We start from the raw sequence: 12,787 nt of genomic DNA, 5'->3' as shown, positions 1-12,787 counted from the left end.
TGCCGCCTGGGGAAACCCCGGCGGCATTTTTTATGCCTCCGGCAAGGCCAGACCGTGACGACGCTGTTGGCTAAGTTTACGGTACTGCTGCGGCGGCATCCCCACGTAGCGGGTAAAGGTGCTGTAAAAACGGCTGCTGGAGCGGAAACCGGCGGTGAGGGCGATATCCAGGATGGTCTTGTCGGTATCGCTCAGCAGCGCCCGCACGTGATTGATACGCATGGCGGTAATGTACTGCTTCATGGTTTGCTGCATCACTCTCTGGAATACCCCCATCGCATAGTTCGGGTTGAGCTTAACGTGCTCGGCGACGGCATTGACGGTCAGCGCCTGGTCGTAGTGGGCGGCGATAAATTCCAGCATCTGGCTGACATAAAACTGCGCATGGCGCGAGACGCTGTTCTTATGGGTGCGCGAGGTTTTGTTGACCAGAATCGGCTGCCAGCCGGCGAGGCTCAGCCGCTTCAGCATCAGGGCGATTTCATCGATCGCCAGCTGGCGAATCTGTTCATTGTCGTGGTTCAGCTCCTGCTGCCAGCGGCGCACCTCGAAGGCGCTCAGCTGCTGGGCGGCGAGGGATTTAATCACCATCCCGTGAGTGACGTGGTTGATCAGCTCCCGGTCCAGCGGCCATGAGAGAAACAGATGCATCGGCAGGTTAAAGATCGCCATCTGCTGGCAATCCCCCGGGCGGGTCAACTGATGCGGCGTACAGGCCCAGAACAGAGTGATATAGCCTTTCTCTATGCGCACCACTTCGTTATTAATCAAATATTCCACGTCGCCATCGAACGGCACGTTGACCTCCACCTGGCCATGCCAGTGGCTGGTAGGCATGGCGTGCGGCGGGCGCAGCTCGATATCCATACGCTGATACTCAGAGTAGAGCGCCAGCGGGCTGCGGCTCTGCTTTTCATCGCTGCTGCACATAAAGGGATCGGGGGGCAGGGAGGTGAAGCGGTATTCCATCGTTAGCGTATTCCTGAATTGTCAGAGTGGCTGCATTTTTCGCCAGAACTGACGACAGCTTAGCGGAAGAATCGGCCCATTTTCTCTCCTTTTTGCGCAATCTGTTCCCGAAAACTCAGATTTTGTGGCGCTTAATGGCCGATCTGAGCTTTCGGGAATGCTCCGGTGGGAACAGGGCAGCGCAACGCTGAACGGCGTGCCACTCTGCAAGGGTTCAATGACCTGATGGAGAGAGCGTAATGACCGCCCCAAAAATTACCTTTATCGGCGCCGGTTCGACGGTGTTCGTTAAAAATATTCTCGGTGATGTTTTCCAGCGCCCGGCGCTGAAATCGGCGCATGTCGCGCTGATGGATATCGATGACACCCGGCTGGAAGAGTCGCATACCGTGGTGCGCAAGCTGATGGATTCCGTCGGCGCGAAGGGCGAAATCAGCTGCCATCGCGATCGCAAAACCGCCCTGCAGGGCGCTGATTTCGTTGTGGTCGCCTTCCAGATTGGCGGCTATGAGCCCTGTACCGTCACTGATTTTGAGGTCTGTAAACGCCATGGCCTGGAGCAGACCATCGCCGATACGCTGGGTCCGGGGGGCATTATGCGCGCCCTGCGCACCATACCTCATCTATGGGCTATCTGCGACGACATGACCGAGGTCTGCCCGGACGCCACCCTGCTTAACTACGTCAACCCAATGGCGATGAACACCTGGGCCATCTACGCCCGCTACCCGCATATTAAACAGGTTGGCCTGTGCCACTCGGTGCAGGGAACGGCGGAAGAACTGGCGCGCGATCTTGACCTCAACCCGGCGGATTTACGCTACCGCTGCGCCGGGATTAACCATATGGCGTTCTATCTCTCGCTGGAGAAAAAGCTCGCCGACGGCAGCTATGTCAACCTTTATCCCGACCTGCTGCAGGCCTACGCTGACGGGCGGGCGCCGAAGCCTAACCTGCACGGCAACCCGCGCTGCGAAAACATCGTCCGCTATGAGATGTTCAAAAAGCTCGGCTACTTTGTGACCGAGTCGTCGGAGCATTTTGCCGAATACACGCCATGGTTTATCAAGCCGGGCCGCGAGGACCTTATCGCCCGCTATAAAGTGCCGCTGGATGAATACCCGAAACGCTGCGTCGAGCAACTGGCCAACTGGCATCAGGAGCTGGAGAGCTATCAGCGCGGCGAGCGCATCGAGGTGAAGCCATCCCGCGAGTATGCCAGCACCATCATGAACGCCATCTGGACCGGCGAGCCAAGCGTGGTGTATGGCAACGTACGCAATGACGGCCTTATCGACAACCTGCCGCAGGGCTGCTGCGTGGAAGTGGCTTGCCTGGTGGACGCCAACGGCATTCAGCCGACTAAAATGGGTGCGCTGCCGGCGCATCTGGCGGCGCTGATGCAGACCAACATCAACGTGCAGACGCTGCTTACGGAGGCGATCCTCACCGAAAATCGCGATTACGTCTATTACGCCACGATGATGGATCCGCACACCGCCGCGGTGTTGGGGATCGAAGAGATCTACGCGCTGGTGGACGATCTGATCGCCAGCCACGGCGACTGGCTGCCGGCCTGGCTGCATCGTTAATCTTCTCATGCCGCCGGGGGCAACGATCCCGGCGGCGCCCTGCATGCTCTATCAAACACTGAAGGAGGCGCTGGCGACAGCGACCTGTACCCTATGAGTATTTCAATGACAACAAAGCTCAGCTACGGATTTGGTGCCTTTGGTAAAGATTTCGCTATCGGTATCGTCTACATGTACCTGATGTATTACTACACCGATATTGTTGGACTGTCGGTTGGGGTGGTCGGCACCCTGTTTCTGGTGGCGCGGATCCTCGATGCGATAGCCGATCCGATCATGGGGTGGATCGTGAATTGTACGCGATCGCGATGGGGAAAATTCAAACCGTGGATCCTGATCGGCACGATAACCAACTCGGTGGTGCTGTATATGCTGTTCAGCGCCCATCACTTCTCCGGCGGGGCGTTACTGGCATGGGTGTGGCTAACCTACCTGCTGTGGGGGTTCACCTACACCATCATGGATGTGCCGTTCTGGTCGCTGGTGCCGACTATTACCCTCGATAAGCGCGAACGTGAACAGTTGGTGCCCTATCCACGCTTTTTCGCCAGCCTGGCGGGATTCGTCACTGCCGGCGTCACGCTGCCGTTTGTCAGCGCCGTGGGCGGCGCCGACCGCGGTTTCGGTTTCCAGATGTTCACCCTGGTGTTGATCGCCTTCTTCGTGGTTTCCACCCTCGTCACGCTGCGCAACGTCCACGAGGTTTACTCCTCGGATAGCGGCGTGAGCGAGGATGCCAGCCATCTCTCACTGCGCCAGATGGTGGCGCTGATCTATAAAAACGATCAGCTGGCCTGCCTGTTGGGCATGGCGCTGGCCTATAACACGGCGGCGAATATTATCGCTGGCTTTGCGATTTACTACTTTACCTACGTGATTGGCAGCGCGGAGATGTTCCCGTATTACATGTCCTACGCCGGCGCGGCGAACCTGCTGACCTTAGTGCTGTTTCCGCGGCTGGTGAAAGGGCTGTCGCGGCGCATTCTGTGGGCGGGCGCTTCGATCATGCCGGTGCTGGGCTGCGGCGTGCTGTTGCTGATGGCGCTGAGCGGGGTCTACAACGTCGCGCTGATTTCGCTGGCTGGGGTGCTGTTGAATATCGGTACCGCGCTGTTCTGGGTGCTGCAGGTTATTATGGTGGCCGATACCGTCGACTACGGCGAATATACGATGAACATCCGCTGCGAAAGTATCGCCTATTCGGTGCAGACGCTGGTGGTGAAAGCGGGCTCGGCGTTCGCGGCCTGGTTTATCGCCATCGTGCTCGGTATCATCGGTTATGTGCCGAATGTGGCCCAGTCGTCCCAGACGCTGCTGGGGATGCAAGCGATTATGATAGCGCTGCCGACGCTCTTTTTTGCCCTGACGCTGTTGCTCTATTTCCGCTATTACAAGCTCAACGGCGATATGCTGCGTCGCATTCAGATTCACCTGCTGGATAAATATCGCCGGGTACCGGAAAATGTGGCTGAGCCGGAACGGCCCATTGTGGTACCCAACCAGGTGTAAAAAGCGTTCAAAAACCGCTGACGAAAGAGGGGAGGGATGCCCTCTTTTTGGACAAAAATGAGCGTCGAAACGGGCAAAAAGAGAAAAACGTATTTCTCTAATTTATCTCAAAATAGTCTCTTTTTATGCGCACGGAGTTGCCATTAGCTCCATTTGTTCTCAAATAAAACTCAGAATTGTCTCTTTTTCGTGCTCTTGCGCTGCTTTTTAACTCTTGCTACGCTTGTTGGGTGTTACATTTTTCTCTTATTTGTCTCAGTGATGGAGCAATGCGATGCGCATTTTTATCGATGATGGTTCAACCAATATCAAAATGCTGTGGGAGCAAGATGGCGAAACTTTCACCCATATCAGCCCCAACAGTTTTAAACGCGGCTGGTCTGCCACCTTCGGTTCCGGGAAGCCTTTTAACTACACCGTGGATGATGAAAAGTACTCATTCGACCTGATCACCCCCGATGCGCTCCCGACCAATAATATTGACTGGCAGTACAGCCCGTTGAACTCCATCGCTGTCCATCACGCGCTGCTGACCAGCGGTCTTGAGCCGCAGGACGTCGAAATCGTCGTGACGCTGCCGCTGACTGAATTTTATGACGAGGATGCGCAATATCGCCTCGACAACATTGAGCGCAAGAAAAAGAGCTTGCTGCGCGACGTTAAGCTGAATAAAGGCGTGGTCTTCAACATCACCAAAGTCACCGTGCGCCCGGAATCGATTCCAGCGGGCATTAGCCTGTGTGATGAACTCAAGCCCTCCCATTCGGTGTTGATTATCGACCTCGGCGGCACCACGCTCGATATCTCGATGGTAGCCGGGCAGATGACCTCGGTTTCGCGCATTTACGGCGATCCGAAGCTGGGCGTATCGCTGGTGACCGACGCCGTTAAGCTGGCGCTGGCGCGGGCTAACACCGATACCTCAAGCTATAACGTCGATCAGATCATTATCAATCGCCATGACGAAGAGTATCTAACCGATAACATTAACGATCCGGATGCGGTTTCTGAGGTGAAGAAGGTAATCAATAACAGCATCGAACGTCTGACCACCCGCGTCCTGACGGCTATCGATAGCTTTAAAGGCTACTCGCATGCCATCGTGATTGGCGGCGGTGCGCCGCTGGTGGCCGATGCCATTCGTGAACGTATGGGCCTGCGTGAGGACCGTTTCGTGGTGGCTGAAGAGCCGCAGTTCGCCCTGGTGCGTGGTCTGAAAATTATTGGCTAAGGAGCGTCTATGACTCTGGATCGCAGAAAAGTGCTGATTTACCTGCGCCCGGATATCAGCGCCAGCGAGCGCTTCGCGGACGCAAAAATTGAGGCCCACCACCGCGGCGACCGCGGCGATATGTCGCGCACGGCGCTGCTGGCGGGGCTGGCGTTAGGGGAAGTCGATAGCCGCTTGCCGTCGATGCTGGCGGCGCTGCTGGCGGAAGACACGAAACCGGAAACGCTGCGCAAGATGCTGGCCTCGTTCCTTGAGATCCAGCCGGCCTCTTCCGCCCCGACAGCCGCACCAGCGGCCGCCTCGGCTAAGGCGCCGGAGCCGCCCGCGCCGGTCAGCGAGAGCGTTTCGGCGCGCAACCTCGCCGGTTCGCTGCCGGACTAAGCGCTATTCGCGGTTTGCGCTATCCGGGAAACTCCCCGGCTTGCGCTGCGCTTAGCCGGGCTACTGTTTACACTGTCCGGTAGCCCGGGTAAGGCGGAACGCCGCGACTGGGAAATTCCCCGGCTTGCGCTGTGCTTAGTTTGTAGGCCGGGTCAGGCGTAGCCGCCACCCGGCAGTAAGACGGTACGCCGCCACCCGGGATGTCGCCCCTATCCGTGGGCGAGAAAGCGGGCCAGGCGCTGCTGCAGCAGGCGATTTTCGCGGGTCAGCCGCGCGTTCTCATCCAGCAGGGTCAGCGCTACCGCGATCCCCGGCCAGTCCAGCTCCAGCTCGTTACGCAGGCGCACCGCGCGATGGACAATCGTCACCGCGCTGTCGTCGAACAGCCAGGTGTCCGCCTGCGGCTGGTGCGGTTCAATCATGCCTAAGCCGACAATCTCCGTCAGCTCCTCTTCCGACACCCCGGTACGCAGGCACAATTCGGTAATGGTAAACGTCACTGTTACTGTAGCCATCAGGCTTTCCCCCATGTCTTACGCGGATCGAAGCTGGCTTCGGCGGTGGCCAGCTGTTGCCAGAGCTCACGCGCTTTTTCATCTGGTTTTGGCGGCATCACAATTTTAATAACGGCGAACAAATCGCCGGTGTGGGTTTTGCTCACCAGCCCTTTGCCCTTGATACGCAGGCGCTGCCCTGCCTGGCTACCCGGCGGTACCGTCAGCAGAATGCTCTCTTTCAGGGTGGGCACCGTGACTTTGGCGCCCAGCGCGGCCTCCCACGGCGCCAGCGGCAGGACGATCTCCAGGTTATGTCCCACGATGTCGAACAGCGGGTGCGGGGCGATGTGGATCACCAGCCACAGATCGCCGTTCGGGCCGCCGTTTTCGCCCGGCGTCCCCTGGCCTTTCAGGCGGATACGCTGACCATCGACTACCCCGGCGGGGATCTTCACATTCAGCGTCTTCGGCGTTTCGCTTTCGATCATGCCGAACACGTTATACACCGGCAGGTTATAGCTGATGGTGCGGGTTTGCTCGGCCAGCGTCTCTTCAAGGAACACTGCGACCTCGATCTCCAGGTCGTGGCCGCGCGCCGCGTGCTGGCGGCGACGCTGATGCGCCTGCTGGCCAAACATGGAGGAGAAGATGTCGTCGAAATCCTGCTGGCTGTAGCTCTGCTCGTGGGTCTGCTGCTGGCGACCGAACCCGGGATCGTTGCGATGCTGCCAGAGCTGATCGTATTCCGCGCGCCGTTGCTCATCTTTCAGGACTTCCCAGGCTTCGGCGAGATCCTTAAATTTGGCTTCAGCATCATTTTCTTTACTGACGTCGGGGTGGTACTTGCGCGCCAGGCGGCGGTAGGCGGTCTTGATGGTTTTCAGATCGTCGGTTGGTTGCACCCCGAGAATGGCATAATAATCCTTCAATTCCATGCTGTTATCTCATCTATGCTCAGTGCGGTGGTTACATATTCCCTGGATCAGGCGTCTGTATAAAGCGTAGGGCAAATGCGCCCTGAAGGGGAAGAAAAGTGGCGGAAACTTGACGCCGTCGGGGTCAACGGCGTCTTGGGCAAGGCTAGTCTTTCGCCTGCGGCCGCTGACGACGGCGCCAGCCTGCGAACAGCACCAGCAGCGCGCCGATGGCGCCGGCCAGGCGCGCCATGCCCTCGCCGGCAGTGGGAAACAGCTGGCGGAGGGTAGGGTCGCTGACCAGCATTGAGCCGGCAATCCAGCCGATGAGCATCCCGCCCAGCAGCACCACCGCGGGAAAGCGGGTGAGCAGGGCCAGCACCAGTTTGCTGCCGGCGACGATAACCGGGATGCTGATCGCCACGCCGAGGGCGACCAGCGCAATGTGTCCTTTGCCTGCGGCAGCCACCGCCAGCACGTTATCCAGCGACATGATCACATCCGCTACGGTGATGGTGATTGCGGTGCGCCACAGGCTGCCTGAGCTGGCAACCTCGCTCTCGTCCTCCTCATCACTGACCAGCTTGATTCCAATCCACAGCAGGAGCAGCGCGCCGACTATTTTCAGCCACGGCAGCGACAGGAGATACAGGGCGATCGCCAGCAGCAGGATGCGCGCCAGAATGGCTCCTACGGTGCCGATGACGATCGCTTTGGTGCGTTTTTGCGGCGGCAGTTTGCGACAGGCCATGGCGATCACCACGGCGTTATCGCCGCCCAGCAGTAAGTCGATGGCGACAATCTGCAGCATAATCACCGCCATGTCCCATTGTTGAAGAAACGCATACATATTGAGAGAAACCACCTGAAATAAATACCACGAAAAGCCGCTGCGCAGGGGACTCCGCCCGGTGAGCGTTGACCGCTGGCGCCGGCCCGCGCCGACGCGCGGGAAACCTGAGCCTGAAAAATAAAGTTACGAATCAACGCGCCGTCGGGCAAGGCTTCGGCGAAAAAGGGTGATATTTTGTCATACAGACACACCTGCCGTTCACTTATCGCAAGGATCCCCACTATGTCTGGCCACAAGAAATACCTCTCTGTCGCCCTGCTGAGCGCTGTTTTACTGCCGGCGATGGCCTCTGCCGCTGACGCGCCGGCGACCTTCACCCCGGAACAGGAGGCGCAAATCGGCAAAATCGCCGCCGATTACCTGGTCGCCCACCCGGAAGTTCTCCTGCAGGCAAGCCAGAAACTGCAGCAAATTCAGGCTGAGCAACAGGCCAGCGCGGCCACCCAGGCGGTGCTGAAGAATGCCGCCTTGCTGACCCAGGATAAAAATACCCCGACTTACGGCCCGGCCAACGGCAAAGTCACGGTGATTGAGTTCTTTGACTACCAGTGCGTCTACTGCAGCCGGCTGGCGCCGGTGATGGAACAGGTGATTAAAGCGCATCCGCAGACCCGCTTCGCTTTTAAAGAGTGGCCTATCTTTGGCGGCCGCTGGGAAAGCTCGCTGGAAGCAGCGAAAACCGGCCTGCAGATCTATCAGCAGAAAGGGGCGGATGCCTATCTGACCTACCATAACGGGATCTACGCCACCGGACATAACGAAGGCAAGCTGACGACGGCGGATATCCAGCAGCAGGCGAAGAAAGCCGGCTTTGATGCGAAGAAGGCCAGCGACGTCGAACCGGTACTGCAGAGCATTAACGACCTGGCGCAGGAGATTGGTCTTAGCGGCACGCCGGGCGTGATCGTGATGCCGACCACCGGCGCCACGGAAGCCAGCATCACCGTCTTCCCGGGACTGGCGGATAAAGCCTCGCTCGAAGCCGCGATTAAAAAAGCCGGCGGCTGATCGGCGGCGTCGTTACCCGGTCAGGGCCGCCGAGGGCGGCTCTGCTATCATTCATGATCCCTTTCCTCGTTCGGCGGCGGCAGCGCGTGGCTTTTTAAATCAATAATCTGGCCAATGTGATCGTGGTAAACGGTCAGCAAATTATAGCGACTCATCTCGGAGATGATCTGCGGGGCGACGTTAAAGCTGCTGGCCAGCTCCTCATCCCGCAGGGTAAGCACCGCGGTGTGACGCCGGGTATGGGCGCGGCGTCGGTTATAGTGGTACCAGAGGATCAGCAACCAGCCGTTCAGCGCGGCAAGCAATAAATACACCAGCGCCGTATTCAGGGAGTCCATCAGCGACGACCAGCGCGGGGAGGGCGGCGCGATAAACTGCATCAGCAAATTGGCGTAGAGAAAGAACAGAAAACCGAGCCAGGCCAGCAGCGTTAAGCCGGCGTCCACCAGCCGGGGCAGCACGCGGTGTTCGGTTAAGATGAGCGTATTTTCATTCATCGCAGGCTTCCTTTTCCCCGGTCCGGGCTCACCCAGCGCGCGCGGGAACGTTGACGTTTCAACATCACTTTCGGAAAAGCGACCAGCGTGGTCAGCAGGCCGATCATCCAGTAAACCATCGGGAACCAGATCACCCAGAACAGGGATTTGGCCACCTTTTTCTCATAGCGCCGTTCGATATACAGGCTGGCGACGAACTGCAGCAGGCACATCAGGCCGAGCAGCATGCCGGTGAACTCAGGCGGAAACAGGCTGTGCACTGTCAGGTTGTCCGGCAATGGCATCAGGCGGCTGAGGATAAACAGCAGGATGGTGACCGCGTAGGCAAAGGCCCACAGCGTGGAGCAGGCATACTCCAGAAACAGCGGCCACATCCGATGATGCTGCCAGTGAAACAGGCGGCGCAGGTTGACCAGAAAGACTTCGGCCCCGCCCTGGGCCCAGCGCAGACGCTGCTTCCATAACCCTTTGAGGGTCTCAGGCATCAGGATCCAGCACAGCGCCCGCGGCTCGAAAAAGATGTCCCAGTGGCGGAGCTGAAGCTTCCAGCTGATATCAATATCTTCGGTGATCATATCCGGGCTCCAGTAGCCGACTTCCGCCAGGGCCTGGCGCCGGAAGGCGGCGATCACGCCGGAGACGGTAAAGACCCGGCCATAGATCCGCTGCGTCCGCTTGATAAGGCCAATGATCGACGAGAACTCCCCTACCTGAATGCGGCCGATCAGCGTGGATCGGGTGCGGATCCGCGGATTGCCGGTGACCGCCCCGACGTGCGGGTAGTGGATCAGCGGGGCGACCAGCCAGGCCGCGGTATCCCGGTCCAGCAGGGCGTCGCCATCGATGCAGACCAGCAGATCGCCGCGCGCGGCGGCGGCGCCCGCTTTGAGCGCCACCGCTTTTCCCTGATTGGCGGCCAGGTGGATCACCCGCAGCCTTGGCTCCTCCTGCGCCAATTGCTGGAGCACCTGGGCGGTGTTGTCCGAAGAGCCGTCGTTAATCGCGATCACTTCGAGGTTGGCGTAACGCTGGGCCAGCGCCGCGCTGATGGTCTCCCGGGCGTTTTTCTCCTCGTTAAAGCAGGGGATCAGGATCGAGATCAGCGGATTGCCCGGTAGCGACGGCGGCGGGGTATCCTCTCCCCACGGCCAGTGGCGCTCCAGCTGGAACCAGAAGTACAGACCCCCGGTGATCCATAGCACCGACATAAACAGCGGCCAGAAAAAGACAAAGTCGAGGATAAGCTCGCCGGTAAACGCCGCTGCGACGCCTAACGGCAGCCCGAATACGAGGCATAAAATGCACAATGCGATAATGCGATCAGTCATGGTCAGGGTACCACCAGGAAGAGAATTGCGGTCTGATACGAGAGATATCTGGCTGATTGTTAATGAAATCGTCTGGGTAGTAGCCGTAGTTTTTGACGCCGTTTAGCCGCAGCAAATGCATCCAGTCCGCCAGCTGTTGGTCGGGAATGGCGTTGCGTTGGCGTCGGTTCCAGTCTCTGGCCTGTAGCTCAAAGATGGTTTTCTTCAGCGCGCCCGGGCGGCGGGCGACGGCCTGCACCAGCCGCGTCAGCCAGGCCTGGCTGGCGTCAATCGGCACGGACTCCATCAGCGGCATCGCCATGGGCACCGTCCAGTCATAGGCGGCAAGGAAGTCATCCAGATTTTGCGCAAACCAGGCTTCGCTCTGCGGCTCCAGGATCGGCAGGGCGAAGAGATTACGCGCCGTTTTTACCTGCGGGCCGCGGATGGCCTGCACCGCCTGGCGCAGCTGCAGAGTGAAGCGGGTCAGGGTTTGGCTTTTGAAACGCATCCATGCTTCACGCTCCTGCGGACGCTGGGGCACCGGGCCGGCATCGCGCGCCAGGCCACTCTGCCGCCAGGCGGCGACCGCCTCCGGGCTCACGTCTTCAAAATCGGTCAGCACGGCGTCGTCGTGGAACAGAATCCCGCTGAAGCTGGCGTGTCGGGCCAGATCCTCATAGATGTCGGTGATCTGCTGGCGAACCCGCGGATCCCAGGGCGACAGGCGAACATAGGGCTGACGGGCAAGCAACGCCTTCCCGGTTTGCGGATCCCAGCGCTGAACGCGCGGCAGATCGGACGAGAGATCGAAGGCCAGCACCGGCATCCAGGCATAAACCTTCACCCCGCCGCGGGTCTGCAGCTGCCAGGAGACGAAGTTAAACAGGTCGGCGCGCATCGGCAGCCAGCGGTTGGGGAAATAGAGCGACTTGACCGTGCCGTCGCCCTGCGGGTCGGAGAAGGCCTGCAGAAAGACGTGGCTGATTTTCATGTCATAGACGCGCTGTATCAGCTTATCGATATTCTTTGCCTGCTGGACGGGATTGGGGTCATAGACATAGTCCAGATCGACATGCATCACCCGAACAGGATCGGCTTCCTGAATCTGCGTCACTGCGTTGGCAAAGGCCTTGATCGACGGGTTACCGGCGATCAGCATGCGCGGAATATTGTCCAGATCCTTCACGTTGCCCAGGCCGTCGTTCAGCGTAAACGCCAGCTGATACCCCTGCTGTTTGGCGATGGCCAGAGTGCTGCCGCTGGCGGCGCCGTAGGGCCACACCCAGGCGCGCGGCGCTTTCCCGGCGACGTCGTGGATTTTCGCCGTTACTTTCTGCACGTCATCGGTCATTCGCCGGGTAAACTGCGCGTCGCTTTCATAGCGGCCGGTGGTTTTATCCCAGCCTCGGTTGGCGGCGGCGGGCTCGCGGCTGCCTTGCGGATTGGCCGGCAGGCCGTAATGCGAGGCCCAGGTGTGCGCGCCGATCTCCACCAGCGGCGAGCGGCTGAGCTCGCGCACCATCTCCCAGGTGGCGAAGCGATCGCGCGGCGTCATCAGGCCACCAAAATTAACGGGCTGGTTGGCGGGGGTGTCCACCCAGCTGCCCACCGGCGCCCACAGCGCCGGAACGTTCCAGGCTTTAAGCAGCGGCCAGACGCGGGTATAAAAACTGCTATAGCCATCGTCGAAGCTGAGAAGAAAAGCCTTAGGCGGAAGCGACTTAAGGCCATGATGCGCGTCCAGAATGTCCTGAACGCTCACGGCATGGTAGCCATGATGCAGCAGCCAGGCGATCTGCTCATTAAGCGCGCTGGTCCGCACCGAAAGATAACGCTGGTCGGCGGCGTCGTCTTCGACGTCATGATAGGCCAGCACCAGAAAGCGATCCGCCGGCCAGGGTTTATTGGCCTCCAGCTGGGGTCGTTGCTGCGGGGCGAGGAAGGGGACCTCCTCAGCACGCACGCTGAAGATAAGGCACAGCCAGCCGAGAAGCATCAGGCCGTTGCGCAGGGTCGTGTTCAGCAT

At 59.3% G+C, this 12,787-nt stretch carries 12 protein-coding genes; 5 read left to right on the top strand and 7 right to left on the bottom strand.

Going from position 1 to position 12,787, the window contains the following annotated elements; translation table 11 throughout:
- Positions 1 to 30: 30 nt before the first annotated feature.
- Entirely contained in the window at positions 31 to 969 is a 939-nt protein-coding gene (melR, locus tag KHQ24_RS14225; protein ID WP_004206385.1) for a transcriptional regulator MelR, read from the bottom strand.
- A 239-nt stretch (positions 970 to 1,208) separates the two neighbouring features.
- Here melR and KHQ24_RS14220 point away from each other — a divergent pair, with 239 nt between their 5' ends.
- From KHQ24_RS14220 to KHQ24_RS14205, 4 genes are all read left to right on the top strand, one after another.
- The gene (locus tag KHQ24_RS14220; RefSeq protein ID WP_004206386.1) at positions 1,209 to 2,561 is read left to right on the top strand and encodes an alpha-glucosidase/alpha-galactosidase; all 1,353 of its coding nucleotides are present in this window, start codon (positions 1,209 to 1,211) and stop codon (positions 2,559 to 2,561) included.
- A 93-nt stretch (positions 2,562 to 2,654) separates the two neighbouring features.
- Positions 2,655 to 4,070 (top strand): melibiose:sodium transporter MelB, encoded by a 1,416-nt coding sequence (gene melB / locus KHQ24_RS14215; RefSeq protein ID WP_065878202.1) that lies wholly within the window; start codon positions 2,655 to 2,657, stop codon positions 4,068 to 4,070.
- 274 nt (positions 4,071 to 4,344) lie between these two features.
- Positions 4,345 to 5,301: a plasmid segregation protein ParM domain-containing protein gene (gene parM, locus KHQ24_RS14210; RefSeq protein ID WP_004146678.1), complete on the top strand. Its 957-nt coding sequence runs from the start codon at positions 4,345 to 4,347 to the stop codon at positions 5,299 to 5,301.
- 9 nt (positions 5,302 to 5,310) lie between these two features.
- A complete protein-coding gene (locus KHQ24_RS14205; RefSeq protein ID WP_004206390.1) occupies positions 5,311 to 5,682 on the top strand; it encodes a plasmid partitioning/stability family protein in 372 nt (123 codons plus the stop codon).
- A gap of 209 nt (positions 5,683 to 5,891) precedes the next feature.
- On the opposite strand, the gene cbpM is transcribed toward KHQ24_RS14205, so the two are convergent.
- The 3 genes from cbpM to KHQ24_RS14190 all read right to left on the bottom strand — a co-directional run bounded on the left by cbpM (position 5,892) and on the right by KHQ24_RS14190 (position 7,943).
- Positions 5,892 to 6,197 carry a chaperone modulator CbpM gene (gene cbpM, locus KHQ24_RS14200; RefSeq protein ID WP_002885324.1) on the bottom strand — a complete coding sequence of 102 codons (306 nt, stop codon included), beginning with the start codon at positions 6,195 to 6,197 and terminating at the stop codon, positions 5,892 to 5,894.
- Positions 6,197 to 7,114 carry a curved DNA-binding protein gene (cbpA, locus tag KHQ24_RS14195; protein WP_017900085.1) on the bottom strand — a complete coding sequence of 306 codons (918 nt, stop codon included), beginning with the start codon at positions 7,112 to 7,114 and terminating at the stop codon, positions 6,197 to 6,199. The genes cbpM and cbpA overlap by 1 nt, the downstream gene beginning before the upstream one ends.
- A 145-nt stretch (positions 7,115 to 7,259) precedes the next feature.
- Positions 7,260 to 7,943, bottom strand: coding sequence for a TerC family protein (locus tag KHQ24_RS14190; protein ID WP_004206393.1), 684 nt, complete (start codon positions 7,941 to 7,943; stop codon positions 7,260 to 7,262).
- A 225-nt stretch (positions 7,944 to 8,168) separates the two neighbouring features.
- On the opposite strand from KHQ24_RS14190, the gene KHQ24_RS14185 reads away from it, so the two are divergent.
- Positions 8,169 to 8,954 carry a DsbA family protein gene (locus KHQ24_RS14185; protein ID WP_004206394.1) on the top strand — a complete coding sequence of 262 codons (786 nt, stop codon included), beginning with the start codon at positions 8,169 to 8,171 and terminating at the stop codon, positions 8,952 to 8,954.
- Positions 8,955 to 9,001: 47 nt separating this feature from the next.
- Here the strand turns inward: KHQ24_RS14185 and pgaD are convergent, their stop codons facing one another.
- From pgaD to pgaB, 3 genes are read right to left on the bottom strand one after another with little or no spacing between them, the layout of a single operon-like run.
- Positions 9,002 to 9,451 (bottom strand): poly-beta-1,6-N-acetyl-D-glucosamine biosynthesis protein PgaD, encoded by a 450-nt coding sequence (gene pgaD, locus KHQ24_RS14180; protein ID WP_032456868.1) that lies wholly within the window; start codon positions 9,449 to 9,451, stop codon positions 9,002 to 9,004.
- A complete protein-coding gene (gene pgaC / locus KHQ24_RS14175; RefSeq protein ID WP_211777330.1) occupies positions 9,448 to 10,779 on the bottom strand; it encodes a poly-beta-1,6-N-acetyl-D-glucosamine synthase in 1,332 nt (443 codons plus the stop codon). The genes pgaD and pgaC overlap by 4 nt, the downstream gene beginning before the upstream one ends.
- Positions 10,772 to 12,787, bottom strand: coding sequence for a poly-beta-1,6-N-acetyl-D-glucosamine N-deacetylase PgaB (gene pgaB, locus KHQ24_RS14170; protein WP_032456871.1), 2,016 nt, complete (start codon positions 12,785 to 12,787; stop codon positions 10,772 to 10,774). The genes pgaC and pgaB overlap by 8 nt, the downstream gene beginning before the upstream one ends.

This window comes from Klebsiella sp. 54 (assembly GCF_018223875.1).
GTDB classification, from domain to species: Bacteria; Pseudomonadota; Gammaproteobacteria; order Enterobacterales; family Enterobacteriaceae; genus Klebsiella; species Klebsiella quasipneumoniae.
This window is presented reverse-complemented; position numbering and strand designations above follow the sequence as displayed.